The organism is Paraburkholderia lebeckiae, assembly GCF_050436225.1.
Lineage (GTDB): Bacteria > Pseudomonadota > Gammaproteobacteria > Burkholderiales > Burkholderiaceae > Paraburkholderia > Paraburkholderia tuberum.
The window spans coordinates 576,005-600,111 of record NZ_JBNDLU010000002.1; the positions used below are offsets into that span (position 1 = coordinate 576,005).

Here is a 24,107-nt window from a genome sequence, read left to right on the forward strand (position 1 = left end):
CGCTCCGCGAATTTCGCAACGAGTTTATCGCCGGCCTCATGAGCGGCATTCATCACCGGAACCTTCCACCGGAAAGCGTATGAAAATCACCATTATCGGCACCGGCTATGTGGGCCTTGTCACCGGCGCATGTCTCGCCGAAATCGGCAATGACGTCTTCTGTCTCGACGTCGATCAGCGCAAGATCGACATCCTCAACAAAGGCGGCGTGCCGATTCACGAACCGGGCTTGCAGGAGATGATCGCCCGCACGCGCGCGGCTGGCCGCATCACGTTCTCGACCGATGTCGCCGCGAGCGTCGCGCACGGTGACGTGCAGTTCATCGCGGTCGGCACACCGCCCGACGAAGACGGCTCCGCCGATCTGCAATATGTGCTCGAGGCCGCGCGCAACATCGGCCGCACGATGAATGGTTTCAAGGTGATCGTCGACAAATCGACCGTGCCGGTCGGCACCGCGCAGCGCGTGCGCGCGGTGGTCAATGAAGAGCTCGCGAAACGCGGGCTCGCCGGCAGCGCGCAGCATCGCTTCTCGGTCGTGTCGAATCCCGAGTTCCTGAAGGAAGGTGCGGCCGTCGACGACTTCATGCGCCCCGACCGTATCGTGATCGGTATCGACGAAGACGAACCGGGCGTGCGGGCGCGCGAAATGATGAAGCGTTTGTACGCGCCGTTCAACCGCAATCACGAACGCACGTTGTACATGGACGTTCGCTCGGCCGAGTTCACCAAGTACGCGGCCAACGCGATGCTCGCGACGCGCATCTCGTTCATGAACGAGATGTCGAACCTCGCGGACAAGGTCGGCGCCGACATCGAAGCGGTGCGCCGCGGCATCGGTTCCGATCCGCGCATCGGCTATCACTTCCTGTATGCGGGCTGCGGCTATGGCGGCTCGTGCTTCCCGAAGGATGTGCAGGCGCTGATCCGCACCGCGAGCGAGAGCGGCCACAACCTGCGGATTCTCGAGGCGGTCGAGGAAGTGAACTACCAGCAGAAGGACGTGCTCGTGAACAAGATCACCGCGAAGCTCGGCGAGGATTTGAGCGGCCGCGCGTTCGCGGTGTGGGGTCTCGCGTTCAAGCCGAATACCGACGACATGCGCGAGGCGCCGAGCCGTCGCGTGATCGGCGAGTTGCTTGCGCGCGGCGCGAACGTGCGTGCGTACGATCCGGTCGCCGTGACCGAGGCGCGTCGCGTATTCGCGATGGATCTGCACGCTGCGCCGGAGCATCTGGCGCGTCTCACCTTCATGAGCACCCAGGACGAAACGCTGATCGGCGCCGACGCGCTCGTGATCGTGACCGAGTGGAAGGAGTTCAAGAGTCCTGATTTCGTGCATCTGAAATCGGTGCTGAAGACACCGCTGATTTTCGACGGCCGCAATCTGTACGAACCGGACGCGATGACCGAGCTCGGTATCGACTACCACGCCATTGGACGCCCCTATGCCCAACCCTCTGAACTTCCGGCCGATGCCTGAGGTCATGCCCGCGGCGCCCGCGTCCATGACGGCGCAGAAGCTCACGGTCGTGCCGCGCGCGCAGCTCAACGCGGCGCGCGTGCTGGTGGTCGGCGACGTGATGCTCGACCGATACTGGTTCGGCGACGTCAATCGCATTTCTCCGGAGGCGCCCGTGCCGGTCGTGCACGTGCAGCGCCAGGAAGATCGGCTGGGCGGCGCGGCGAACGTCGCGCGCAACGCGGTCGCGCTCAGCGCGCAGGCGGGTCTTCTGTGCGTGGTCGGTCATGACGAGCCCGGCGAGCGCATCGTGCAGCTGCTCGGCGAAAGCGGTGTGACGCCGCATCTGGAGCGAGATCCGGCCTTGCTGACGACGATCAAGCTGCGCGTGCTGTCGCGTCAGCAGCAATTGCTGCGCGTCGATTTCGAAAACTCGCCGGCACACGAGGTGCTGCTAGCGGGCCTCGCGCGTTTCGACGAGCTGCTGCCGTCATACGACGTGATCCTGATGTCCGACTACGCGAAGGGCGGCCTCACGCACGTCACGCAAATGATCGCGAAGGCGCACGCGGCTGGCAAACCGGTGTTGGTCGATCCGAAGGGTGACGACTGGGAGCGCTATCGCGGCGCGACGCTGATCACGCCGAATCGCGCGGAATTGCGCGAGGTCATCGGACAGTGGAAGTCCGAGGAAGATCTGATCGCGCGCGTCACGAAGCTGCGCGCCGAGCTCCAGTTCAAGGCGCTGCTGCTGACGCGCTCGGAGGAGGGCATGACGCTGTTCTCCGACGATGGCATCCTGCACGCGTCGGCCGTTGCGCGCGAAGTGTATGATGTGTCGGGCGCGGGCGACACGGTGATTGCGACACTCGCCGCGATGCTCGGCGCAGGTCTTTCGCTCGTCGACGCGGTCGGACTCGCGAATCGCGCGGCCGGCATCGTGGTCGGCAAACTGGGCACCGCCACCGTCGACTACGACGAACTCTTTTCCTGATGCAGCCCGCGGGGCGCCGTCGTCCGACGGACCAGCGGGCCCCGCGCGGCGTTGACTGAACGAAGCTCACTACCGCAGGATCACCATGACCGTCATCGTCACCGGCGCGGCCGGTTTTATCGGCAGCAATCTCGTGAAGGCGCTCAACGAGCGCGGCGAACAGCGCATCATCGCCGTCGATAACCTCACGCGCGCGGACAAGTTCAGGAATCTGGTCGACTGCGAAATCGACGACTATCTCGACAAAACCGAATTCGTCGAGCGCTTCAGGCGCGGCGACTTCGGCAAGGTGCGCGCTATCTTCCACGAAGGCGCCTGCTCGGACACGATGGAAACCGACGGCCGCTACATGATGGACAACAACTACCGCTATAGCCGCGACGTGCTGGACATCTGCCTCGCGCAGAACGTCCAGTTCCTGTACGCGTCGTCGGCGGCGACGTATGGCGGCTCGAGCCGCTTCGTCGAGGAGCGCGAGGTCGAGCAGCCGCTGAACGTGTACGGCTATTCGAAGTTCCTGTTCGATCAGGTGATTCGCCGCGTGCTGCCGACGGCGAAGAGCCAGATTGTGGGCTTCCGTTATTTCAACGTCTACGGTCCCCGCGAAACGCACAAGGCGCGCATGGCGTCGGTCGCGTTTCATAACTTCAACCAGTTCCGCGCCGAGGGCAAGGTCAAGCTGTTCGGCGAGTACAACGGCTATGCGGCCGGCGAGCAGACGCGCGATTTCATCTCGGTCGAAGACGTCGTCAAGGTCAACCTGTTCTTCTTCGATCATCCGGAGAAGTCAGGCATTTTCAATCTCGGCACCGGCCGCGCGCAGCCGTTCAACGATATCGCGAGCACTGTGGTCAACACGCTGCGCGCGCTGAACAACGAGCCGGCGCTGTCGCTTGCGGATCAGGTGCAACGCGGCCTGATCGAATACATTCCGTTCCCCGACGCGCTGCGCGGCAAGTATCAGTGCTTCACGCAGGCCGATCAGTCGAAACTGCGCACGGCCGGCTACGACGCGCCATTTCTGAGCGTGCAGGAAGGCGTCGATCGTTACGTGCGTTGGCTGTTCGGCCAGGTGTGATTCGTACGTCATCCTCTTTAAACTGGAATCTCCTGGCCGGTGATGGTCGCCGGCCAGTGGCAACAGGGAGATTCCAATATGTTTCGAAAAGTACTGGTTACCGCGGCGATGCTCGCCGCTTTCGGCCACGCGTATGCGGCGGTCGACGTCAACACGGCTAACGAAGACGCGCTGCGCGGCATTAAGGGCATCGGTCCGGCAAAAGCCAAAGCGATTGTCGAGGAACGTAATGCGCACGGCCCGTTCAAGGACGCGGCGGATCTCGGCAAGCGCGTCAAGGGCATGGGCGCGCACACCATCGAGCGCCTGCAGGCGGAGGGTCTCGCTGTCGGACCGGCTGGCGCGGCTGCTAGCACGCAGGTTGCGGCAGCTGCGGCGGGCAAGGAGCCGGCCGCTACGGCCGCGTCCGCCGCCACGCAGAAGGGCGCCGCCGCAGTGGCGGTGAAGAAGTAAGCGGCCGCGAGCCTTGCGCGTGCCATGCCGACGAGCGGCTTGCGGCGCGCAGGGTTCGCGAACGTTCCATTGCATCGATTGGTACGCACGTTTTCCCGCGGCTCGCAGCCGCGGGGTTTTTGCGTAGCATCCGCCTGCATCCATGCGGACAGAAGGGCTGCAGGGCAGCGCCGGAGATCGTGGTTTAGAATCGATGGATTGAAGACACTCTTTCGCGCATCGATTGCTAGACCCCATATGGCATACAAAACGATTGAAGACACGGTCGGCAACACGCCGCTCGTACAACTCGTCCGGCTTCCCGACGACGAGATCCGTAGCCGCAACAATGTGATCCTCGCGAAGCTCGAGGGCAACAATCCTGCGGGGTCGGTGAAAGACCGGCCGGCGTTGTCGATGATCAAGAAGGCCGAAGCGCGCGGACGCATCAAGCCGGGCGACACGCTGATCGAATCGACGAGCGGCAACACCGGCATCGCGCTCGCGATGGCCGCCGCGGTTCGCGGCTACAAAATGGTGCTGATCATGCCGGAAGATCTGTCGGTCGAGCGCCGTCAGAGCATGGCCGCCTACGGCGCGGAAATCATTCTGACGCCGGTCAAAGGCGGCATGGAATACGCCCGCGATCTCGCCGAGCAGATGCAGCGCGAGGGGAAGGGCATCATCCTCGATCAGTTCGCGAACCCGGACAATCCCGCCTCGCACATCGAAGGCACGGGCCCGGAAATCTGGCGCGACACGGAAGGGCGCATCACGCACTTCGTGTCGTCGATGGGCACGACCGGCACGATCATGGGCGTGTCGACGTATCTGAAAACGCAGAACCAGCAGATCGAAATCATCGGCGCGCAGCCGGAAGAGGGCTCGCGTATTCCGGGTATTCGCAAGTGGCCGGAAGCGTATCTGCCGAAAATCTTCGACCGCAGCCGCGTCGATCGCGTGGAGAACGTCAGTCAATCCGCGGCCGAGGCGATGGCGCGCCGCCTTGCGTCGGTCGAAGGCATCTTCGCGGGCATTTCGTCGGGTGGCGCGTGCGAAGTCGCGCTGCGCATCGCGCGTCAGGTCGAGAACGCGACGATCGTGTTCATCGTCTGCGATCGCGGCGACCGTTATCTGTCCACGGGGGTATTTCCCGCGTAAGCGGGTCGCCGGCGCCTTCGTGGGTGCGCGAACCAATAAAAATGCGCCGGTCGAGCCGGCGCTTTTTTACGTCCTTCAACGCGAGGGGCGCACGGCGACTCGCGGCGCGACTCACTGCGAATCTGAGTTCGACTGATCCGCCTGGCCTTGCGACGCGCCGCCGTTGTTGGCCGCTTTCGCGGCATTCGCCGCGTCGATCGCCTCCATCTGCGCCTTGACCTTCTGACCGAGCTGGTACACCGCGAGCGCATAGAAGAAGCTGCGGTTGTAGCGCGTGAGCACGTAGAAATTTTTCAGGCCGAGCACGAACTCGGTGCCGCGTCCCGGCGTCGGCAGATCGACCACCGTGACCGGCGTGCCCGCTTCGGAAGCAATGTCGAGGTTCGGCTCGTTCAGCACGAGGCCGGCACGCAGCAACTGGTCGAGCGGCCAGTGCGGCTCCGGCTGCCCATTGGCCGCGGCCTGCGCGACACCGAGGCTGCCCGCGTCCGAGCCGATTCGCCATACCACCGGCCGGCCGCTTTCCCAGCCGTTCTGGCGCAGATAATTCGCGACGCTGCCGATCGCATCCGCATCGCTCGTGCGCAGATCGATGCGCTTGTTGCCTTCGTAGTCGACCGCGTATTGGACGATGCTGCTCGGCAGGAACTGCGGAATGCCGATCGCGCCGGTGTACGAGCCGAGCACCGTGTTCGGGTCGATCTGCGCGTCGCGCGTCCACACCAGGTAGTCTTCGAGATTCTTGCGGAAGGTCGCCTGGCGGTCCGCGCGATTCGCGGTGTTCGGATAATCGAAGCTCAGTGTGGTCAGTGCATCGAGCACGCGGAAATTACCCATGTAGCGACCGTATATCGTCTCGACGCCGATGATGCCGACGATCATCTCCGGCGGCACGCCGAACTCCTGATACGCGCGCTGCAGCGTGGCCCGGTTCTCGCGCCAGAACTGCACGCCGGCATTGACGCGAACCGGGTCGAGGAAGCGCGCCTGATACGAGCGCCAGTTCTTGACCGACGGCGTCGGCGACGGCGTGACCAGCTTCACCGCGGTCGCCGAGTAGCTGACGCCGGTGAACAGCGCGTGCAGCGACGCTTCGTCGAAATCGTAGCGCGCGACCATCTCGTTGATGAACGCATCGACGTTCGCATTGTTCGCATAGCGCTGCGGAATGATCTCTTCCTCGAACGTCTGTCCTTGCGGTACCGGCTGCTGCGGCTGGCTCTGCGCGAGTTGCACCGGCGCTTTCCTCGTGGCGCTTTGCGCGCTCGCGGGATTTGCTGCGATGAACATGCACGATGCGACGATCAGTGAGGCGGCGTGGGTGCCGAGGCGAAGACGGTTGCGTGGGGATCCTGCGGACAGAGCAAGCTTGACGGTCATGGTGAGCAGTGAGCGCGATGCGTGAAAGGCTGGAAGCAGTCGGAAAGCGGCAGGAACGAAACGGCGAATAACGGGTCGGGGAAGTATACCCGACGGCTCCCGCAAAACCGTGCTGAATCGGCGACAGCGGCGTCGTGTGGTAACTTGACGAATGGAGGCGCGCGGGGGCGCGCGCCGCTCGACGGAGACACGCCGCGCGCGCAGTTCATGCGCCGCGCAGAAGAGACGCACAACACGAACTATGGCAACAGGCTTCTATTCCCATCCCGACTGTCTGCTGCACGACATGGGGCAGTGGCACCCCGAGTGTCCCGCGCGCCTGCAGGCGATCGAGGATCAACTGATCGCAAGCCGCATCGACGCGCTGATCGAGCGCGAATCGCCGCCGCTCGTCGACGAGGCCGCGCTGCTGCGAGTGCACACGCGGGCGCACGTCGACTACATCCGCGGTCGCTCGCCCGTCGAGGGCATGGCCGAGATCGATCCCGACACGGCGATGAATCCGCACACGTGGCAGGCCGCGTTGCGCGCGGCGGGCGCGGCGGTCGCCGCCACCGACGCGGTGATCGAAGGCCGCTACGACAACGCGTTCTGCAGCGTGCGGCCGCCGGGCCATCACGCGGAGCCGGCGCGTGCGATGGGCTTCTGCTTTTTCAACAACATCGCGATCGCCGCGCGCCACGCGCTCGACGTGCATGGTCTCGCGCGCGTCGCCATCATCGACTTCGACGTGCATCACGGCAACGGCACCGAGGCCGCGTTCTCGGGCGACCCGCGCGTGCTGATGTGCAGCATCTTCCAGCACCCGTTCTATCCGTTCACCGGCGCCGACAACCAGGCGTCCAACATGTGCAACGTGCCGATGCCGGCGCGTTCGAACGGCATGGCTGTGCGCGAAGCGGTCGATATGCTGTGGTTGCCGCGGCTGCACGAATTCAGGCCGGAGATGCTGTTCATCTCGGCCGGCTTCGACGCGCATCGCGAGGACGACCTCGGCAACATGGGCCTCGTCGAAGACGATTACGCGTGGATCACTGACCAGATGCGCGAGATCGCGCGGCGTTATGCGCGTGGGCGCATCGTCAGTTGTCTCGAGGGCGGCTACAACCTGTCGGCGCTCGGACGCAGCGTGGTCGCGCACGTGCGGTCGCTGGCGGAGATCTGAGGTTGCCCGCCTGCACGCGGCGACAGCGGCTCGAAAGCCAGCGAGCGAAAATCGACATTCACGCACCGAGGAGCGAGCCATGAACAGCAGTCCCGCCAGCACCGGCGATGCGTCGCTGGTTACGATCGAACACGATGCGTATCGCGTAGCGGGCGTCGTGCGCGTGACGATGAACCGGCCCGATGCGTTCAACGCGCTGTCCGAAGCGTTGCTCGACGGACTGCAGCAGACGCTGACCGGGATCGCGAAGACCGATGCCCGCGTGGTCGTGATCGCCGGCGCTGGCCGCGCGTTCTGCGCGGGGCACGACCTGAAGGAAATGCGCGCGGCGCCATCGCTTGCTTACTACCAGCAACTGTTCGCGCGCTGCACGAAGCTGATGCTGACGATCCAGCGCATGCCGCAGCCGGTGATCGCGCGCGTGCATGGCATTGCGACCGCCGCCGGCTGCCAGCTGGTCGCGATGTGCGATCTCGCGGTCGCCGCCGATACCGCGCGCTTCGCCGTATCGGGCGTGAACCTCGGATTATTCTGCGCGACACCGTCGGTGCCGCTGTCGCGCAACCTTTCGCGCAAGGCCGCGCTCGAAATGCTGCTGACCGGGGATTTCATCGACGCCGCCGAAGCGCGCAAGCAGGGGCTCGTGAACCGCGTCGCCCCTGCCGATGCGCTCGACGACGAAGTCGCGCGGCTCGCCGCGAGCATCTGCGCGAAGCCGGTCGAAGCTGTCAGCGCGGGCAAGGGCCTGTTCTACCGGCAGCTCGAAATGGGTATCGAAGCCGCGTACCAGCTCGCGGGTCAGACGATGGCCTGCAACATGATGGACGACTCGGCGCTCGAAGGCGTGCAGGCTTTCATCGACAAACGCGCGCCGGAGTGGAAGCGGTAGTCGACGGCCAGCAAGCGCCGCGTCTCGTCAACTCGATCCCACCGCCCGCCTTTCGATCCACTCGACCAACGCCTCGATCACCCGATCGCGATCGAGGTCGTTCATCGTCTCGTGGTAGCTACCCTCGTGCAGCGTGAGCGTCTTGTCCGGCGAGCCCGCGTGCTCGCCGAACGCGCGGCTGCCGTCGGGCTCGGTCAGTTTGTCGTCGGTGCCATGAAACACGAGCAGCGGCATGCGCAGCCTCTCGCGTCCGCGTTCGATGCGCGCCATCGCGAGCAGCAGCTCGGCGCCCGTGCGCGCCGGAATCGCGTCGTGATGCACGAGCGGATCGTTGAGGTTGGCTTTGACCACCGGCTGAAGGCGCGAGAGCAGCGCAGCGTCGATCTTCATCGCCGGGAAGGTTGGGTAGACGCGGCTGATCACCTGGCTTAGCGCGAGCATCCACTTCGGCACGTCGCGGCCCGGCGCGAGCGCGGGGCTCGACAGGATCAGGCCGGCAAGGCGCCGCCCGCTCGCGTCGAGGCGCTCTATCGCATACAGCGCCGCCACCGCGCCACCCATGCTGTGCCCCATCAGGAATAACGGCGCGCAGCTTTGCGCGGCGGCGTCGAGCAGCGCCTGCGCATCGAGCAGGTAGTCGTCGAAGCGTCTCACATAGGCGCGCTTGCCGGGGGCGTGGCCGTGGCCGCGCAGATCGATCGCGACGAGCTCGATGCCCGCCGCGTTGAGCCGGCCCGCTACGGCGGCGTAACGGCCGGCGTGCTCGGCGAGGCCGTGCAGCAGCGCGACCGTCGCGCGTATCGGCCCGTTCGGCCGCCAGCGGTACAGCGGCAACTGGATGCCATCGCCGGTAGTCACCGACGCGCGCTGCGGCGCATCCTTATTGAGACTGCCGGCGCTCGCGCGCACGGTGTGGCTCGGGGGAGTCTGCATGGCGGCGGCCTGTGCTGAAGGAGAGTGGCCCGATCATAGTCGTAGCGGCGCGAAGCGCGTGAGCTTCGTGCATAAGGCGCGGCTCTAATGCCCTTAGGTTATGAAAAGATCAAAATTGATTATTAAAGGGTATGTCGCCGCTGCGGTAGAATGACGACCTCAAATCCCAATAAAAGAAACGGCGGCCGCTTGTCGGGAGCACGATGCTCGCCGGCAGCCTCCGCCGTTTTCGTTTGTCCATGATCGAAATACACAATGTTTCCCAGCGGTTTGCCGGGCCCCGGGGGTGGGTCGAGGCGCTGCACAATGTCAATCTGACGATTCCGGCGGGCGAGGTATTCGGCATCATCGGCCGCAGCGGCGCGGGCAAGAGCACGCTCGTGCGCACGATCAACCTGCTGACGCGCCCATCCGAGGGCAACATCCTCGTCAACGGCCGCGATCTGACGACGCTGCCCGCCGCGCAACTGCGCGACGCGCGTCGCGACATCGGCATGATCTTCCAGCACTTCAATCTGTTGTCGTCGCGCACCGTGTACGAGAACGTCGCGCTGCCGCTCGAACTGGCAAGCATGAAGCGCGACGAGATCGAGGCGAACGTGCTGCCGCTGCTTGAGCTCGTCGGTCTGTCGGCGCAGAAGGACCGCTATCCGGCGCAGATCAGCGGCGGGCAGAAGCAGCGCGTGGGCATCGCGCGCGCGCTCGCGAGCAAGCCGAAGGTGCTGCTGTCGGACGAGGCGACCTCCGCGCTCGACCCCGAAACCACCCGCGCGATCCTCGATCTGCTCAAGCGCATCAACCGCGAACTGAATCTGACGATCGTGATGATCACTCACCAGATGGACGTGATCAAGCAGGTCTGCGATCGCGTCGCGGTGCTCGACGCGGGCCGCGTGGTCGAAGAGGGCAAGGTCATCGACGTGTTCCTGCAGCCGCACCACGAAGTCACGCGCGCGCTGATCGGCGACGTGATCGCGCAGGAGCTGCCGCCCGCTATGAAGGCGCGCGTCGCGCAGCGGCTGAAGACCGGCAGCGGCCATCTGCTGCGCCTCGCGTTCACCGGTTCCGGCGTCGATCAGCCGATCCTGTCGGAGACGATTCGCCGCTACGAGCTCGACTTCAACATCCTGCACGGCCAGATCGACGAGATCCAGGGGCAGGCGTTCGGCTCGCTCGCGGTGCTCGTGGGCGGCGATCCGGCCAAGGTTGCGCAGGCGATCACGTTTCTGCGCGAGCAGGGTGTCGTAGTCGAGGAGCTCTCGCATGTTGAGTGAAATGTTCGATATGTTCGTCCAGTCGTTCTGGGAGACGCTCATCATGGTGGGCATCTCCGGACTGATTGGCGCCGTGGTCGGCGTGCCGCTCGGCGTGCTGCTGTATCTGACCGACCGTCAGGGCGTGCTCGAAAACGTCGCGTTGAATCGCGTGATGGGCGTGATCGTCAACGCGGTGCGCTCGACGCCGTTCATCATCCTGCTGGTCGCGGTGATTCCGTTTACGCGACTTGTCGTCGGTTCGTCGATCGGCACCGCGGCCGCGATCGTGCCGCTGACGATCGCCGCGGCGCCGTTCATCGCGCGCCTGGTCGAAACGGCGCTGCGCGAGGTCGATCGCGGGCTCATCGAGGCGGCCCAGGCGATGGGCGCGACCACCAGCCAGATCGTCCTCAAGGTGCTGTTGCCGGAATCGCTGCCGGGGGTGGTCGCCGGGTTGACGATCACGTTCGTGTCGCTGGTCGGCTATTCGGCGATGGCCGGCGCGATCGGCGGCGGCGGCCTTGGCGACCTCGGCATCCGCTACGGCTATCAGCGCTTCCTGCCGGAAGTGATGCTTGCGGTCGTGCTGATACTGATCGTGTTCGTGCAACTGGTGCAGTCGTTTGGGGATTGGCTCGTGCGTCGTCTGAGCCACAAATAAACAAGGGCGTTCGGAAGCCCGCTAAGAAAGATTCGGAAAAGGTCCATCATGCAACGTCGCTTCATTCTCAAGCTGGTCGCCGTATTCGGCGCGGCAACGCTCTTCGCCACCACCGCGGCGCATGCCGAAGACACGATCAAGGTTGGCGTCACCGGCGGCCCGCACGCGCAGATCATGGACGTCGTGAAGACGATCGCCGCGAAGAACGGCCTGAACATCAAGATCGTCGAATTCTCCGACTACGTGCAGCCGAACGCAGCGCTCGCGGGCGGCGATCTGGATGCGAACAGCTACCAGCACGACCCGTACTTGCAGGCGCAGGTGAAGGATCGCGGCTACAAGCTGATCCGTATCGCCGATACGGTCACATACCCGATGGGTATCTACTCGAAGAAGGTGAAGTCGCTCGCCGAACTGCAGCCGGGCGCGAAGATCGCCGTGCCGAACGACCCGACCAACGGCGGCCGCGCGCTGCTGTTGCTGCAGAGGCAGGGCTTGCTGAAGCTGCGCGCCGAGGCGGGTCTGAAGGCGACGCCGCTCGACATCGTCGACAATCCGAAGAAACTAAAGATCGTCGAGCTTGACGCGGCGCAGATTCCGCGTTCGCTGGGCGATGTCGATGCCGCCGCGATCAACACCAACTTCGCGATGGAAGCGGGCCTCCAGCCAACGCAGGACGCTATCGCGATCGAGGACCGGAAAGGTCCCTACGTGAACGTGATCGCGATTCGCGAAGCGGACAAGAACAAGCCGTGGGTCGCGAAGCTCGTCGCGGCGTACCACTCGCCGGAAGTGAAGCAGTTCGTCGACAGCAAATTCGGCGGCTCGGTGATCACCTCCTGGTGATGCAACGCGCGCGGACCTCGCAGAACACGACGGCAATGCGAAATTAGAGGTCTGAGTCGGAACCCGGGGTTGTCTCCGGGTTTTTTGGAGATTAAAATAGAACGATCGTTCGATATTGCCGTCACGCCGCTGAGGAGCGATATCCTCCTGCAAAGCGCCCGCGACACGGCTGTCATGAGGGCAGTCGCTATAATGTTCGTCGGGTTGACGTATTCGTAACTTTGGAGCGAGTGCATGAAAATTCTGGTGCCAGTGAAAAGAGTGGTCGACTACAACGTGAAGGTCCGCGTGAAATCGGACGGGACGGGCGTCGATATCGCGAACGTGAAAATGTCGATGAACCCGTTCGACGAGATCGCGGTTGAAGAAGCCGTGCGTCTGAAGGAAGCGGGCGTCGCGACCGAAGTGATCGCCGTGTCGGCCGGTGTGGTTCAGGCGCAGGAAACGCTGCGCACCGCGCTCGCCATCGGCGCGGATCGCGCGATCCTGATCGAATCGAACGAAGACCTGCAGCCGCTCGCAGTCGCGAAGCTGCTCAAGGCGCTCGTCGACAGGGAGCAGCCGCAACTGGTGATCCTCGGCAAGCAGGCGATCGACGACGACTCCAATCAGACCGGCCAGATGCTCGCCGCGCTCGCGAATCTGCCGCAGGCGACGTTCGCGTCGAAGGTCGTCGTGGCGGACGGCAAGGCGACGGTGTCGCGTGAAGTGGACGGCGGCGCGGAAACGCTGTCGCTGACGCTGCCGGCCGTGGTCACGACCGATCTGCGCCTGAACGAGCCGCGTTACGTAACGCTGCCGAACATCATGAAGGCGAAGAAAAAGCCGCTGGAAACGGTCAAGCCCGAAGATCTCGGTGTCGATGTCACGCCGCGTCTGAAGACGCTGAAAGTCGCTGAGCCGCCGAAGCGCTCGGCCGGTGTGAAGGTGCCGGACGTGAAGACGCTGGTCGAGAAGCTGAAGACCGAAGCGAAGGTGCTGTGAGGAGACCCAAGAAATGACGAACCTGGTAATAGCAGAACACGATAACGCGTCGATCAAGGCCGCGACGCTGAACACGATCGCAGCGGCACAGAAGATCGGCGGTGATATTCACGTGCTGGTCGCGGGGCATAACGCGCAGGGCGCAGCCGATGCGGCAGCGAAGATCGCGGGTGTCAGCAAGGTGCTGCTCGCCGATGCGCCGCAACTCGCCGCAGGCCTCGCGGAAAACGTTGAAGCGACGGTCCTGACGCTTGTGCAAGATGCGGCGAAGCACTACACGCACATCCTCGCGCCGGCCACTGCTTACGGCAAGAACATCGCGCCGCGTATCGCCGCGAAGCTCGACGTCGCGCAGATCAGCGACATCACCGCAGTGGATAGCGCCGACACGTTCGAGCGGCCGATCTACGCCGGCAACGCCATCGCGATCGTGCAATCGGCTGATCCGATCAAGGTCATCACCGTGCGCTCGACCGGTTTTGATGCCGTCGCGGCCGAAGGCGGCAGCGCAGCGGTCGAGAAGATCGAAGCGGCAGCCGACGCAGGCCTCTCGCAGTTCGTGAGCCGCGAAGTGACGAAGCTCGATCGTCCGGAACTGACGAGCGCGAAGATCATCGTGTCGGGTGGCCGTGGTCTCGGCAATGGCGAGAACTACATGAAGGTGCTCGAGCCGCTGGCCGACAAGCTCGGCGCGGCACTGGGCGCATCGCGTGCGGCGGTCGACGCGGGCTTCGTACCGAACGACTATCAGGTCGGCCAGACCGGCAAGATCGTCGCGCCGCAACTGTATGTCGCGGTCGGCATCTCGGGGGCAATCCAGCACCTCGCCGGCATGAAGGATTCGAAAGTCATCGTCGCGATCAACAAGGACGCGGAAGCGCCGATTTTCAGCGTGGCCGATTACGGCCTGGTTGGCGATCTGTTCACCCTCGTGCCGGAACTCGTGAGCGAACTCGGCTAAGCGCCGCGGCGCCTGAAAGAGGCCGCCGAAAGCAAGCGAAGGGCGCAGGACCGACCAAGTCCCGCGCCTTTTTTCATATCAAGGGAGGAGAACCGAAATGAGCTATACGGCGCCCATCAAGGACATGCTGTTCGTGATGAAAGAACTGGCCGGACTCGAAGACATCGCGAAGCTGCCCGGCTTCGAAGACGCGAACCTCGACACCGCGCAGGCCGTGCTCGACGAGTCGGCGAAACTGTGCGGCGAAGTCCTCGCGCCGCTGAACGTCGACGGCGATCGCAATCCGAGCAGTTGGAAGGATGGCGTCGTCACTGCGACGCCGGGTTTCAGGGAAGCCTTCCGCCAGTTTGCCGAAGGCGGTTGGCAGGGCGTGCAACATCCGCTCGACTACGAAGGCCAGGGCCTGCCGAAGCTGATCGCGACGCCTTGCATCGAAATGCTCAACGCGTCGAACCTCTCTTTTGCGCTGTGTCCGTTGCTGACCGACGGCGCTATCGAAGCGCTGCTAACCGCTGGCAGCGAAGCGCAAAAACAGACCTATGTGCCCAAGCTGATTTCCGGCGAATGGACCGGTACGATGAACCTGACCGAGCCGCAGGCCGGCTCCGATCTCGCGCTCGTACGCACGCGCGCCGAGCCGCGGGCCGACGGTTCGTTCAAGCTGTTCGGCACGAAGATTTTCATCACATGGGGCGAGCACGACATGGCGAAGAACATCGTGCATCTGGTGCTCGCACGCACGCCGAATGCGCCCGATGGGGTGAAAGGCATTTCGCTGTTCCTTGTGCCGAAGTTTCTCGTCAACGAAGACGGCTCGCTCGGTGAGCGCAACGACGTGCATTGCGTGTCGATCGAACACAAGCTCGGCATCAAGGCGAGCCCGACCGCGGTTCTGCAGTTCGGCGATCACGGCGGCGCGCTCGGTCAGCTGATCGGCGAAGAGAATCGCGGCCTCGAATACATGTTCATCATGATGAACGCCGCCCGTTTCGCGGTCGGGATGCAAGGCGTCGCGATCTCGGATCGCGCGTATCAGAAGGCGGTCGCGTACGCGAAGGAGCGCGTGCAGAGCCGTCCCGTGGACGGCTCTGCGAAGCAGTCAGTCGCGATCATCCAGCACCCGGACGTGCGCCGCATGCTGTCGACGATGCGCAGCCTCACCGAGGCGTCGCGCGCGCTCGCCTACGTCGCGGCCTCGCACTGCGACGTCGCGCATCGTCATCCGGACGATGCGACGCGCGCGAAGCATCAGGCGATCTACGAATATCTGGTGCCGATCGTGAAGGGCTGGAGCACGGAACTGTCGCTCGACGTGACGAGCCTCGGCGTGCAGGTGCATGGCGGCATGGGCTTCATCGAGGAAACCGGCGCTGCCCAGTACTACCGCGACGCGCGCATTCTGCCGATTTACGAAGGCACGACCGCGATCCAGGCCAACGACCTGGTCGGTCGCAAGACGCTGCGCGACGGCGGCAAGATCGCGAAGGAACTGCTCGCTGGCATTGCCGAAACGATTGAAGCGCTTGGCGCGCAGCAGGGCGCGGCATGCGCGTCGATGCGCACACAGCTCGCGCAGGGCCAGCGCGCGCTGGGCACGGTCGTCGATTTCGTCGTCGCGAACGCGAAGGGCGATCCGAATGCGGTGTTCGCGGGCAGCGTGCCCTATCTCAAGCTCGCGGGCATCGTGCTGGGCGGCTGGCAGATGGCGCGTGCGCAGCTTGCCGCGGCGACGAAGCGCGACGAGGACCCGGCGTTTCATGACGCGAAGATCGCGACCGCGCGGTTCTACGCCGAGCACGTGCTGCCCCAGGCGGCGGCGCTCGAAGTGGCGATCGTCAGCGCGAAGGGGGGCGAGGGCGTGCTGGCTCTGTCGGAAGACCAGTTCTGAGCATGCCTCGATGCCGGCCGCGATCGCGGCAGCACATTGAAATGCAAACGGCGCCCCGCGAGGCGCCGTTTGTATGTATGGCTGCAGTTTGTTGCGGCCTGCGCCGCGGCCAGGGCCGCGTCAGCGCACGCACTCAACTCACGCATACGCCGGCCGATGCTCGCCCGCGGTCTCGCCGAAATAGCGATGCACCGACAGATCGTCCGCGCGAATCGCGGGCTGCTTGCCCGACATCAAGTCGGCGAGCAGTTGGCCCGAGCCGCACGACATCGTCCAGCCAAGCGTGCCGTGGCCGGTGTTCAGGAACAGGTTCGGCACCGGCGTGCGGCCGACGATCGGCGTGCCGTCCGGCGTCATCGGCCGCAGACCGGTCCAGAACGTCGCCTTCGACGTGTCGCCGCCGCCCGGGAACAGGTCATTCACAGAAAGTTCGAGCGTCTCGCGGCGCGCCTGGCGCAGCGATTTGTCGAAGCCGACGATCTCGGCCATCCCGCCGACACGAATCCGGTCATCGAAGCGCGTGATCGCGATCTTGTAGGTCTCATCGAGCACGGTCGACACCGGCGCGGCAGCCGCGTCGACGATCGGCGCGGTGATCGAATAGCCCTTCAGCGGATAGACCGGAACTTTCACTATGCCATCGAGGAAGCGCGTCGAATACGAGCCGAGCGCGACCACGAACGAATCCGCGCGCACGAGCTCGCCGCCGCACTGCACGCCGGCGATGCGGCCGCCCGCCATCGCGAGCGCGTCGATCGACGTCTCGTAGCGGAACTTGACGCCCAGTTCTTCGGCTAGCGCCGCGAGGCGCGTCGTGAACATCTGGCAGTCGCCGGTTTCGTCGCCGGGCAGGCGCAGGCCGCCGGTGAGCTTGTGCGATACCGCGGCGAGCGCGGGTTCGGCCTTGGCGAGTTCGTCGGCCGTCAGCAGCTCGTATGGCACGTTGGCTTCCTGCAGCACAGCGATGTCTTTCGCGGCGCCGTCGAACTGCTGTTGCGTGCGAAATACCTGCAGCGTGCCGCCGGTGCGGCCTTCGTACTGGATGCCGGTGTCGGCGCGCAACGCCTGCAGGCAGTCGCGGCTGTATTCGGCCAGCCGCACCATACGGCCCTTGTTCACCGCATAGCGCGGCGCTGTGCAGTTCTGCAGCATCTGCCACATCCATTGCAGTTGGAACGCGGTGCCGTCGAGGCGAATCGCTAGCGGCGCGTGCTTCTGGAACATCCACTTGACGGCCTTCAGCGGCACGCCCGGGGCGGCCCACGGCGAAGCGTAGCCCGGCGAGATCTGGCCCGCGTTGGCGAAACTGGTTTCGAGCGCCGGGCCGGCCTCGCGATCGATGACGGTCACTTCGTGACCGGCGCGCGCGAGGTAATACGCACTCGTCACGCCGACGACGCCACTGCCGAAAACGACGACTCGCATAGCTGCTCCAGATATCCAAAAATTGAGTGAGGGCAAGGCGCTCGTCGGAGGTTCGATCTGGTTCGATTCGGCGAGCTGCAATGTGAGGTGAAATGCTGTTTGCCCAGTGTTAACCGCTATACTATTAGCAGTGAGGCAGGTTTTGTTATTGTATTTTCATCATTTTTAGAAAAAACACCATGCGTACCCAGCGCCAGCCCGTGCGGGCTCTCGACAAGCTCGATCACAAGATCCTGCGGCTCCTGCAGCAGGACGGCCGCATGGCGATGAAGGACCTGGCGGAGCAGGTCGGTCTGTCGGTGACGCCGTGCATCGAGCGCGTCAAGCGGATGGAGCGCGACGGCGTGATCACCGGCTACTACGCGCGCGTGAACCCGGCCGAGCTGGGCGCGGCGCTGCTCGTGTTCGTCGAGATCACGCTCGATCACAAGAGTGGCAACATGTTCGACTTGTTCCGGCGCGAGGTGCAGAAGATCCCCGAGGTGCTCGAGTGCCACCTCGTGTCGGGCGATTTCGACTATCTGATCAAGGCGCGCATTGGCGAAATGGCCGATTACCGCAAGTTGCTCGGCGATATCCTGCTGCAGCTGCCGGGCGCGGTGCAGTCGAAGAGCTATGTGGTGATGGAGGAAATCAAGGAGACGCTGACGATCGCGGTGGGCGAGTAGGTGCCGGTTCGCTGAGGGGGTTGGACGCGCATCAAGCGACCAACGAAGTGCTCGACAAACGGCGTAAACACTGTATATTTATACAGGTGATTTGCGCCGTTTTCCTTTGGCGCTGCCTGTTTCCTGTTTCCTGTTTCCTGTTTCCTGTTTGCGTTTGCTTTGCGTGGCCCGCCGTGGATGACTCCGACACCCCTGACATTCCCGAATTTCCGATCGCGCCGCCGGCGCCTCGCAAGGGGCGCGGCGCGGTCACGAACCTGCAAGGCCGCTACGAAGTCGACCAGCGCGAAGCCGTCCACGACGGCTGGCAGACGGCCGAGAAAGACGAGGAGCCGAAGGTCCTGCGCACGCAGGTGTTCGAGGAGCGCGCAAAAACCATCCTCACACGCAACGCGTCGCCGGATATTCCGTTCAATGTGTCGCTGAATCCTTACCGGGGCTGCGAACACGGCTGCATCTATTGCTTCGCGCGGCCCACGCACAGCTACCTGGGCTTGTCGCCCGGGCTCGATTTCGAAAGCCGCATCTACGCGAAGATCAACGCGCCCGAACTGCTCGAGCGGGAACTGTCGAAGAAGTCCTATGTACCCGAGCCGATCGCGCTCGGCGTCGCTACCGATGCATGGCAGCCGGCCGAACGTGACTTGCGTCTTACGCGTCGTGTGATCGAGGTGCTCAGCGAGCGCAACCACCCGTTCGCGGCGATCACCAAATCATCGCTGATCGAGCGCGACATCGACCTGCTTGCGGCGATGGCCGGGCGCGGGCAATTCATGGCGGCGATCACCATCACCACGCTGGACGCCGACATCGCGCGCACGCTCGAACCACGCGCGGCCGCGCCGTCGCGCCGGCTGCGCACGATCCGTACGCTCAGCGAGGCGGGCATTCCGGTCGGCGTCAGCATCGCGCCGGTGATCCCGTTCGTCACCGAACCGGATATGGAGCGCGTGCTCGAAGCATGCGCCGAAGCGGGCGCCAGCAATGCGAGCTATATCGTGCTGCGGCTGCCGTGGGAGGTCGCGCCGCTGTTCAAGGATTGGCTGAGCGCACATTTCCCGGATCGGGCCGAGCGCGTGATGAGCCGTGTGCGCGACATGCGAGGCGGCAAGGACTACGATTCTTCGTTCTCGACCCGCATGAAGGGAGAGGGCTTATGGGCGGATCTGCTCAGGCAGCGCTTTCACAAGGCCGTGCGCCGGTTAGGGTTGAACGGGCGCGACCGCGGCATTCTCGACATGTCGCACTTCCGCCGGATCGAGCCGCCGCGCGCCGAGCAGGCGACCGCACCGGCGCGCGACAATCCGCAACTGAGGCTTTTCTAGCGCGCAGGAACGTCTGCGAGTCCCGCGACGGGGGGCATTACTGCGAAATCGCTTTGGCCGCTTCGACCTGACTTTCGAAGTAGGTCTGGAACGCGAGCGCGAGACCGGTCATCAGCAGAAACGCACCGATCAGCAGCGAAAAGATCACGACGAAAATGACCGTCCAGCCGGAGCGGCTTTTGCGTTGCGTGTGGGTGTTGAATTGCGCATCCCATTTCTGATCCGGGCGCAGCCCGTAGACGAGCGCGGCCAGAAACGCGGCAAACAGCGAAACCGCGCCGATCGACGCGAGCACCCAGCCCAGGATCGACGCGCGCTCGGTCGCGACCAGCAGCATCACGCCGGGAATGCCGATCAGCGTGCCGAGTAGATGCGCCCAGCCGTAGATGTCCCGGGTGCCGTACAGATAGAAGCGGTGAGCGCCGAGGCTGCCGAGCAGGAACGCCAACGCGGCGGTGAGCGTCTTGGATCTGAAGCGCGGGGAAGTCGAGGCAGCGGTGGGCATGAACGCGTGGGCAGAGTGACAGGCGGTCGAAAGGAGCGGCGCGCCGCGGGGGCGAGGACCGACGCGCATTCTACGCCTGCGGCGCGCGGGTGGTCACGTGGAGGACGATCGCCCAGGCTGAAAGCGGCGCGGCGGGATGCGCCGGAGCTGGCTCAAGGTCAGTGCAGCCGTTCAGCCGGACATGCGTGCATCCGCGCGTTACGGCGCTGAATACGTGACGCGATAGATTGCGCCGGCGGTATCGTCGCTGATAAGTAGCGAACCGTCTGGCAGCGGTAACACGTCGGCGGGGCGGCCCCAGACCGATTCGCCGGGTTGCAGCCAGCCTTCGGCAAAGACCTGCTGGCGTGCGTGGCTGCCGTCAGGGTCGGTGATCACGCGCACGACGCGGTAGCCGACCTTCTTGCTGCGGTTCCACGAGCCGTGCTCGGCGATGAAGATGTTGTTGCGGTAGTCGGCTGGAAACATCGGGCCGTCGTAGAAGCGCATGCCAAGCGCCGCCACGTGCGCGCCAAGCTTGACCACTGGCGGCGTGAATTCGCTGCACGGATGATCCTTGCCGAACTCGGGGTCGGGCGTGTCACCGCCGTGACAGTACGGAAAGCCGAAGTTCATGCCGACTAGCGGCGCGCGGTTGAGCTTGTCGCTCGGAATATCGTCGCCGAGCAGGTCGCGACCGTTGTCGGTGAACCACAGTTCGTGGGTGACCGGATGCCACGCGAAGCCGACCGAATTGCGGATGCCGCGCGCGACGACCTCGTAGTGGCTGCCGTCCGGGTTCATGCGGCCAATCATCGCAAAGCGGTCCGGATCTCTCTGGCAAATGTTGCACGGCGCGCCTTGTGGCACGTACAGCTTGCCATCCGGGCCGAACGCGATGAATTTCCAGCCGTGATGCGTGTCCGTTGGCAGCTTGTCTGTGACAACGACCGGTTTCGGCGGATCGTTCAGGTGCGAGTCGATCGCATCGAAGCGCACGATTTTCGACACGGCCGACACATACAGCGCGCCGTCGCGCCACGCGACGCCGGCGGGAATCTGCAGCCCGGACGCGATCACGTGGTGACCCGTCACGCGGCCGTTCCGCAGCTCGAGCGCATACACGTGGCCATCCTCGCTGCCCACGTAGAGAATGCCCTTGGGCGACAACGTCATCGCGCGCGCGCTCGGCACCTCGTCCGACAACACTTCGATGTGAAAGCCCGGCGGCAGCTTGATTTTCTCGATGGGCAGCGCGGCGATTGCCGTCAACGCCTGCGCGGCGATAACCGCGGCCGCTACCGCACGTAGAATCCGGCTGCACGAGGTGCGCGAAAGTCCAGCAAAGCGTACGAAAAAGGCACAAAAGGCGAACGGAAACGGGAGTTTCGGCTGGCGTTGCACAGGCGCTCCTTCACGTAATTCGGGCGTTTGAACGGGTTCTCGCACCTCTTGTAGAAGGTGGGTGCAGCCCGGTTCCGCAGTTTATCCCGGTAAGTGTTTGTTATGGCGTCGGTTTCCCGCTATAATCGCGTGTTTCAGTCGTTCCGAACCCCGGTTTTCAAGGATTCTAGTATGGTCATCATCCGCTTGGCTCGTGGCGGCTCCAAGAAGCGCCCGTTCTACAACATCGTCGCCACCGACTCGCGCAGCCGTCGTGACGGCCGCTTCATCGAGCGCGTCGGTTTCTACAATCCGGTCGCTACGAAGGGCGAGTCCCTGCGTATCGCTCAGGATCGCCTGACGTACTGGCAAGGTGTTGGCGCGCAACTGTCGCCTACCGTCGAACGTCTCGTGAAGGAAGCACAAAAGGCACAGCCGGCTGCTTGATATGGCGGCCCGCAGGCGTATCGTCGTCGGTTCGGCCGGCGGCTCGCGCAACTCTCGTGAGCAGTCCGATGCGCAATTTGTTTTACTGAAGCAGACGCCAAAGATGGCTGCGAAGTTGTTGTCGAGGTTATTCGATGTCTGAGCGTGATTCCGGCAGTTCTGGTAGCGTCAAGGCAGCTTCGCGGACAAAGGCGTCTGGTCAGGCGTCGTTCGGTGCATTCGTCCGCAAGCCGGTCGAACGAACCGACGGCAACGCGAAAGAGGCGCAAGCCAATGCCGCGAGCGCCGATTTCGAAGCTGCAGAAATGCGCATCGAAACGGCGGCAAGTTGGCCGGCCGATGCAGTCGAAGTCGGCGCAATCGTCGACGCCTATGGTCTCAAAGGCTGGGTCAAGGTAGCCGCGCATGCGGATGCCGGGCAAGGCGGCGACGTCTTGCTGAGCGCGAAGCGCTGGTGGCTGCTGAAAGGCCAGCAGCGCAAATCGGCGCCGTCCTTGCAGGCCAAAACACATAGCGACAGCGTGGTCGCCCGTCTGGGTGGCGTCGTTGACCGCGATACGGCGTTGGCTTTGCGCGGTTCTCGCGTATACATCGGCCGTAGCGAATTTCCGGCGCTCGAAGCCGACGAATTCTACTGGGTCGATCTGATCGGCCTGGACGTGGTGAATCTCGCCGGGCTCAACCTCGGCAAAGTCGCCAGCATGATCGACAACGGCGCGCAGTCGGTGCTGCGCATCGAATATCCGGCTACCGACAAAAACGGCAAGCCGGTCGCAGGCGAGCGTTTGATCCCGTTTGTCGGCGTCTTTGTCAAAACGGTGGACCAGGCGGCAAAGCAAATCGTCGTCGACTGGGAAGCTAACTATTGAAATCTATCGTTGAGTGGGGAGAGCGATGCAGTTCGATGTCGTGACGCTCTTTCCAGAAATGTTCCGCGCGCTGACTGACTGGGGTATCACCAGCCGGGCCGCGAAGCAGCAGCGCTACGGGTTGCGTACGTGGAATCCGCGCGATTTCACGACCGACAACTACCGCACAATCGACGATCGCCCATACGGTGGCGGCCCTGGCATGGTTATGCTGGCCCGGCCGCTCGAAGACGCGATCAGTGCCGCGAAAGCGGCGCAGTCGGAGCAGGGCATCGGTGCGTCGCGCGTCGTGATGATGTCGCCGCAAGGCGACACACTGAATCACGAGCGCGTGATGAAGTTCGCGGCCGAACCCGGTCTGATCCTGTTGTGCGGGCGCTACGAAGCGATCGACCAGCGTCTGCTGGACCGTGTCGTCGACGAAGAATTAAGCCTTGGCGACTTCGTGCTGTCGGGCGGCGAGTTGCCCGCGATGGCGTTGATGGATGCGGTCGTGCGTCAGTTGCCTGGCGTGCTGAACGACTCACAGTCGGCGGTGCAGGATAGCTTCGTCGATGTGCTGCTCGATTGTCCACACTACACGCGTCCCGAGGAATACCAGGGCGTGCGGGTACCTGATGTGCTGCTCGGCGGCCATCATGCGGAAATCGAAGTGTGGCGGCGGCGCGAAGCATTGCGCAACACGTTGAACAAGCGGCCCGATCTGATCGTGAAGGCCAGAAAGAATAGAATGCTGAGCCGTGCCGACGAGGCGTGGCTCGCGAGTCTCGCGAAGGAAGAGCCGAAGGCCTGAGGCCCCGGTCTTTCGAGCGGACACAAGGCGGTGCCGCACATGCGTGTGCGGTGCCAGATGTGAACCCATCCTCTATCGGGGCCGTAGCCCAACGCAGTAAGCGCGTGAGGCAGGTACGAACGCCGACAAGATGGATCTAGGAGTCAGTGATGAATCTGATTGCAAAACTCGAGCAGGAAGAAATCGCGCGCGTTCTCGGCGAAAAGACCATTCCGGATTTTGGTCCCGGCGATACGGTCATCGTCAGCGTGAACGTGGTTGAAGGCACGCGTAAGCGTGTGCAGGCTTACGAAGGCGTCGTGATCGCCAAGCGTAACCGTGGTCTGAATTCGTCGTTCATCGTCCGTAAGATTTCGTCGGGTGAAGGCGTCGAGCGTACGTTCCAGACGTATTCGCCGCTGCTGGCTAGCATCGTCGTCAAGCGTCGCGGCGATGTGCGTCGTGCGAAGCTGTACTATCTGCGCGAGCGTTCGGGCAAGTCGGCTCGAATCAAGGAAAAGCTGGTCTCGAAAGACCGCGCTGCTTCCCAAGCGTAAATGCTGTAAGAAAAAGCACCCCTCGCGGGTGCTTTTTTGTTGGCCAGGTCAAAATAGCGGCATGTCCCCGCTCATCAGAGAGACCCG

The 24,107-nt window shown here is 63.9% G+C and carries 24 protein-coding genes; 19 read left to right on the forward strand and 5 right to left on the reverse strand.

The window, feature by feature from the left end:
• Positions 1-79: 79 nt before the first annotated feature.
• From OKW45_RS17380 to cysM, 5 genes are all read left to right on the forward strand, one after another.
• Positions 80-1,483, forward strand: a complete 1,404-nt coding sequence (locus tag OKW45_RS17380) for a UDP-glucose dehydrogenase family protein (RefSeq protein WP_429470098.1) — start codon at positions 80-82, stop codon at positions 1,481-1,483.
• Positions 1,449-2,456 (forward strand): D-glycero-beta-D-manno-heptose-7-phosphate kinase, encoded by a 1,008-nt coding sequence (gene rfaE1 / locus OKW45_RS17385; protein WP_429470100.1) that lies wholly within the window; start codon positions 1,449-1,451, stop codon positions 2,454-2,456. The genes OKW45_RS17380 and rfaE1 overlap by 35 nt, the downstream gene beginning before the upstream one ends.
• An 85-nt stretch (positions 2,457-2,541) precedes the next feature.
• Positions 2,542-3,534 carry an ADP-glyceromanno-heptose 6-epimerase gene (rfaD, locus tag OKW45_RS17390; RefSeq protein WP_184011054.1) on the forward strand — a complete coding sequence of 331 codons (993 nt, stop codon included), beginning with the start codon at positions 2,542-2,544 and terminating at the stop codon, positions 3,532-3,534.
• Between the two features lie 78 nt (positions 3,535-3,612).
• Positions 3,613-3,987, forward strand: coding sequence for a ComEA family DNA-binding protein (locus OKW45_RS17395; protein WP_026225969.1), 375 nt, complete (start codon positions 3,613-3,615; stop codon positions 3,985-3,987).
• A 237-nt stretch (positions 3,988-4,224) separates the two neighbouring features.
• Positions 4,225-5,127 carry a cysteine synthase CysM gene (cysM, locus tag OKW45_RS17400; RefSeq protein WP_013090134.1) on the forward strand — a complete coding sequence of 301 codons (903 nt, stop codon included), beginning with the start codon at positions 4,225-4,227 and terminating at the stop codon, positions 5,125-5,127.
• 111 nt (positions 5,128-5,238) lie between these two features.
• Here the strand turns inward: cysM and mltB are convergent, their stop codons facing one another.
• Positions 5,239-6,417 carry a lytic murein transglycosylase B gene (gene mltB, locus OKW45_RS17405; RefSeq protein WP_429470102.1) on the reverse strand — a complete coding sequence of 393 codons (1,179 nt, stop codon included), beginning with the start codon at positions 6,415-6,417 and terminating at the stop codon, positions 5,239-5,241.
• A gap of 331 nt (positions 6,418-6,748) precedes the next feature.
• On the opposite strand from mltB, the gene OKW45_RS17410 reads away from it, so the two are divergent.
• Positions 6,749-7,672, forward strand: a complete 924-nt coding sequence (locus OKW45_RS17410; protein ID WP_429470103.1) for a histone deacetylase family protein — start codon at positions 6,749-6,751, stop codon at positions 7,670-7,672.
• Positions 7,673-7,751: 79 nt separating this feature from the next.
• A complete protein-coding gene (locus OKW45_RS17415; protein ID WP_429470105.1) occupies positions 7,752-8,561 on the forward strand; it encodes an enoyl-CoA hydratase in 810 nt (269 codons plus the stop codon).
• Positions 8,562-8,588: 27 nt separating this feature from the next.
• On the opposite strand, the gene OKW45_RS17420 is transcribed toward OKW45_RS17415, so the two are convergent.
• Positions 8,589-9,494: an alpha/beta hydrolase gene (locus tag OKW45_RS17420; protein ID WP_429470107.1), complete on the reverse strand. Its 906-nt coding sequence runs from the start codon at positions 9,492-9,494 to the stop codon at positions 8,589-8,591.
• Positions 9,495-9,733: 239 nt separating this feature from the next.
• Here OKW45_RS17420 and OKW45_RS17425 point away from each other — a divergent pair, with 239 nt between their 5' ends.
• The 6 genes from OKW45_RS17425 to OKW45_RS17450 all read left to right on the forward strand — a co-directional run bounded on the left by OKW45_RS17425 (position 9,734) and on the right by OKW45_RS17450 (position 16,090).
• The gene (locus OKW45_RS17425; protein WP_429470109.1) at positions 9,734-10,768 is read left to right on the forward strand and encodes a methionine ABC transporter ATP-binding protein; all 1,035 of its coding nucleotides are present in this window, start codon (positions 9,734-9,736) and stop codon (positions 10,766-10,768) included.
• Positions 10,758-11,411: a methionine ABC transporter permease gene (locus OKW45_RS17430; protein WP_018421357.1), complete on the forward strand. Its 654-nt coding sequence runs from the start codon at positions 10,758-10,760 to the stop codon at positions 11,409-11,411. The genes OKW45_RS17425 and OKW45_RS17430 overlap by 11 nt, the downstream gene beginning before the upstream one ends.
• A gap of 48 nt (positions 11,412-11,459) precedes the next feature.
• Positions 11,460-12,257 (forward strand): MetQ/NlpA family ABC transporter substrate-binding protein, encoded by a 798-nt coding sequence (locus OKW45_RS17435; RefSeq protein WP_429470111.1) that lies wholly within the window; start codon positions 11,460-11,462, stop codon positions 12,255-12,257.
• A gap of 234 nt (positions 12,258-12,491) precedes the next feature.
• Complete coding sequence (locus tag OKW45_RS17440) at positions 12,492-13,241, forward strand: electron transfer flavoprotein subunit beta/FixA family protein (RefSeq protein WP_429470113.1); 750 nt, start codon at positions 12,492-12,494, stop codon at positions 13,239-13,241.
• Between the two features lie 13 nt (positions 13,242-13,254).
• A complete protein-coding gene (locus tag OKW45_RS17445; RefSeq protein WP_429470115.1) occupies positions 13,255-14,202 on the forward strand; it encodes an electron transfer flavoprotein subunit alpha/FixB family protein in 948 nt (315 codons plus the stop codon).
• A 97-nt stretch (positions 14,203-14,299) separates the two neighbouring features.
• The gene (locus tag OKW45_RS17450; RefSeq protein ID WP_429470117.1) at positions 14,300-16,090 is read left to right on the forward strand and encodes an acyl-CoA dehydrogenase; all 1,791 of its coding nucleotides are present in this window, start codon (positions 14,300-14,302) and stop codon (positions 16,088-16,090) included.
• Positions 16,091-16,228: 138 nt separating this feature from the next.
• Here the strand turns inward: OKW45_RS17450 and OKW45_RS17455 are convergent, their stop codons facing one another.
• On the reverse strand, positions 16,229-17,515 hold the full coding sequence (locus OKW45_RS17455; RefSeq protein WP_429470119.1) for a D-amino acid dehydrogenase: 1,287 nt from the start codon (positions 17,513-17,515) through the stop codon (positions 16,229-16,231).
• Positions 17,516-17,694: 179 nt separating this feature from the next.
• Between OKW45_RS17455 and OKW45_RS17460 the strand changes: the two genes are divergently transcribed.
• The gene (locus tag OKW45_RS17460; protein ID WP_090801287.1) at positions 17,695-18,183 is read left to right on the forward strand and encodes an Lrp/AsnC ligand binding domain-containing protein; all 489 of its coding nucleotides are present in this window, start codon (positions 17,695-17,697) and stop codon (positions 18,181-18,183) included.
• A 173-nt stretch (positions 18,184-18,356) separates the two neighbouring features.
• Positions 18,357-19,508, forward strand: coding sequence for a PA0069 family radical SAM protein (locus OKW45_RS17465; protein WP_429473303.1), 1,152 nt, complete (start codon positions 18,357-18,359; stop codon positions 19,506-19,508).
• A 37-nt stretch (positions 19,509-19,545) separates the two neighbouring features.
• Here the strand turns inward: OKW45_RS17465 and OKW45_RS17470 are convergent, their stop codons facing one another.
• Positions 19,546-20,013, reverse strand: coding sequence for an NINE protein (locus OKW45_RS17470; protein WP_429470121.1), 468 nt, complete (start codon positions 20,011-20,013; stop codon positions 19,546-19,548).
• 198 nt (positions 20,014-20,211) lie between these two features.
• Complete coding sequence (locus OKW45_RS17475) at positions 20,212-21,306, reverse strand: PQQ-dependent sugar dehydrogenase (protein ID WP_429412524.1); 1,095 nt, start codon at positions 21,304-21,306, stop codon at positions 20,212-20,214.
• Between the two features lie 261 nt (positions 21,307-21,567).
• On the opposite strand from OKW45_RS17475, the gene rpsP reads away from it, so the two are divergent.
• The 4 genes from rpsP to rplS all read left to right on the forward strand — a co-directional run bounded on the left by rpsP (position 21,568) and on the right by rplS (position 24,020).
• Entirely contained in the window at positions 21,568-21,822 is a 255-nt protein-coding gene (gene rpsP, locus OKW45_RS17480) for a 30S ribosomal protein S16 (protein WP_013090118.1), read from the forward strand.
• Positions 21,823-21,956: 134 nt separating this feature from the next.
• Positions 21,957-22,691 (forward strand): ribosome maturation factor RimM, encoded by a 735-nt coding sequence (rimM, locus tag OKW45_RS17485; protein ID WP_429470123.1) that lies wholly within the window; start codon positions 21,957-21,959, stop codon positions 22,689-22,691.
• A 25-nt stretch (positions 22,692-22,716) separates the two neighbouring features.
• Positions 22,717-23,484, forward strand: coding sequence for a tRNA (guanosine(37)-N1)-methyltransferase TrmD (gene trmD, locus OKW45_RS17490; protein ID WP_429470125.1), 768 nt, complete (start codon positions 22,717-22,719; stop codon positions 23,482-23,484).
• Between the two features lie 149 nt (positions 23,485-23,633).
• Positions 23,634-24,020, forward strand: a complete 387-nt coding sequence (rplS, locus tag OKW45_RS17495) for a 50S ribosomal protein L19 (protein WP_013090115.1) — start codon at positions 23,634-23,636, stop codon at positions 24,018-24,020.
• Positions 24,021-24,107: the final 87 nt, after the last annotated feature.

What these genes read in the sequence shown, in the direction of transcription:
- rimM (WP_429470123.1), top strand. Translation starts at nt 21,957, where the DNA reads ATGTCTGAGCGTGATTCCGGCAGTTCTGGTAGCGTCAAGGCAGCTTCG.
- rplS (WP_013090115.1), top strand. Translation starts at nt 23,634, where the DNA reads ATGAATCTGATTGCAAAACTCGAGCAGGAAGAAATCGCGCGCGTTCTC.
- OKW45_RS17415 (WP_429470105.1), top strand. Translation starts at nt 7,752, where the DNA reads ATGAACAGCAGTCCCGCCAGCACCGGCGATGCGTCGCTGGTTACGATC.
- OKW45_RS17425 (WP_429470109.1), top strand. Translation starts at nt 9,734, where the DNA reads ATGATCGAAATACACAATGTTTCCCAGCGGTTTGCCGGGCCCCGGGGG.
- trmD (WP_429470125.1), top strand. Translation starts at nt 22,717, where the DNA reads ATGCAGTTCGATGTCGTGACGCTCTTTCCAGAAATGTTCCGCGCGCTG.
- OKW45_RS17470 (WP_429470121.1), bottom strand. Translation starts at nt 20,013, where the DNA reads ATGCCCACCGCTGCCTCGACTTCCCCGCGCTTCAGATCCAAGACGCTC.
- OKW45_RS17455 (WP_429470119.1), bottom strand. Translation starts at nt 17,515, where the DNA reads ATGCGAGTCGTCGTTTTCGGCAGTGGCGTCGTCGGCGTGACGAGTGCG.
- cysM (WP_013090134.1), top strand. Translation starts at nt 4,225, where the DNA reads ATGGCATACAAAACGATTGAAGACACGGTCGGCAACACGCCGCTCGTA.
- OKW45_RS17450 (WP_429470117.1), top strand. Translation starts at nt 14,300, where the DNA reads ATGAGCTATACGGCGCCCATCAAGGACATGCTGTTCGTGATGAAAGAA.
- OKW45_RS17430 (WP_018421357.1), top strand. Translation starts at nt 10,758, where the DNA reads ATGTTGAGTGAAATGTTCGATATGTTCGTCCAGTCGTTCTGGGAGACG.
- OKW45_RS17380 (WP_429470098.1), top strand. Translation starts at nt 80, where the DNA reads ATGAAAATCACCATTATCGGCACCGGCTATGTGGGCCTTGTCACCGGC.
- mltB (WP_429470102.1), bottom strand. Translation starts at nt 6,417, where the DNA reads ATGTTCATCGCAGCAAATCCCGCGAGCGCGCAAAGCGCCACGAGGAAA.
- rfaD (WP_184011054.1), top strand. Translation starts at nt 2,542, where the DNA reads ATGACCGTCATCGTCACCGGCGCGGCCGGTTTTATCGGCAGCAATCTC.
- OKW45_RS17420 (WP_429470107.1), bottom strand. Translation starts at nt 9,494, where the DNA reads ATGCAGACTCCCCCGAGCCACACCGTGCGCGCGAGCGCCGGCAGTCTC.
- rfaE1 (WP_429470100.1), top strand. Translation starts at nt 1,449, where the DNA reads ATGCCCAACCCTCTGAACTTCCGGCCGATGCCTGAGGTCATGCCCGCG.
- OKW45_RS17460 (WP_090801287.1), top strand. Translation starts at nt 17,695, where the DNA reads ATGCGTACCCAGCGCCAGCCCGTGCGGGCTCTCGACAAGCTCGATCAC.
- OKW45_RS17410 (WP_429470103.1), top strand. Translation starts at nt 6,749, where the DNA reads ATGGCAACAGGCTTCTATTCCCATCCCGACTGTCTGCTGCACGACATG.
- OKW45_RS17445 (WP_429470115.1), top strand. Translation starts at nt 13,255, where the DNA reads ATGACGAACCTGGTAATAGCAGAACACGATAACGCGTCGATCAAGGCC.
- OKW45_RS17435 (WP_429470111.1), top strand. Translation starts at nt 11,460, where the DNA reads ATGCAACGTCGCTTCATTCTCAAGCTGGTCGCCGTATTCGGCGCGGCA.
- rpsP (WP_013090118.1), top strand. Translation starts at nt 21,568, where the DNA reads ATGGTCATCATCCGCTTGGCTCGTGGCGGCTCCAAGAAGCGCCCGTTC.
- OKW45_RS17395 (WP_026225969.1), top strand. Translation starts at nt 3,613, where the DNA reads ATGTTTCGAAAAGTACTGGTTACCGCGGCGATGCTCGCCGCTTTCGGC.
- OKW45_RS17440 (WP_429470113.1), top strand. Translation starts at nt 12,492, where the DNA reads ATGAAAATTCTGGTGCCAGTGAAAAGAGTGGTCGACTACAACGTGAAG.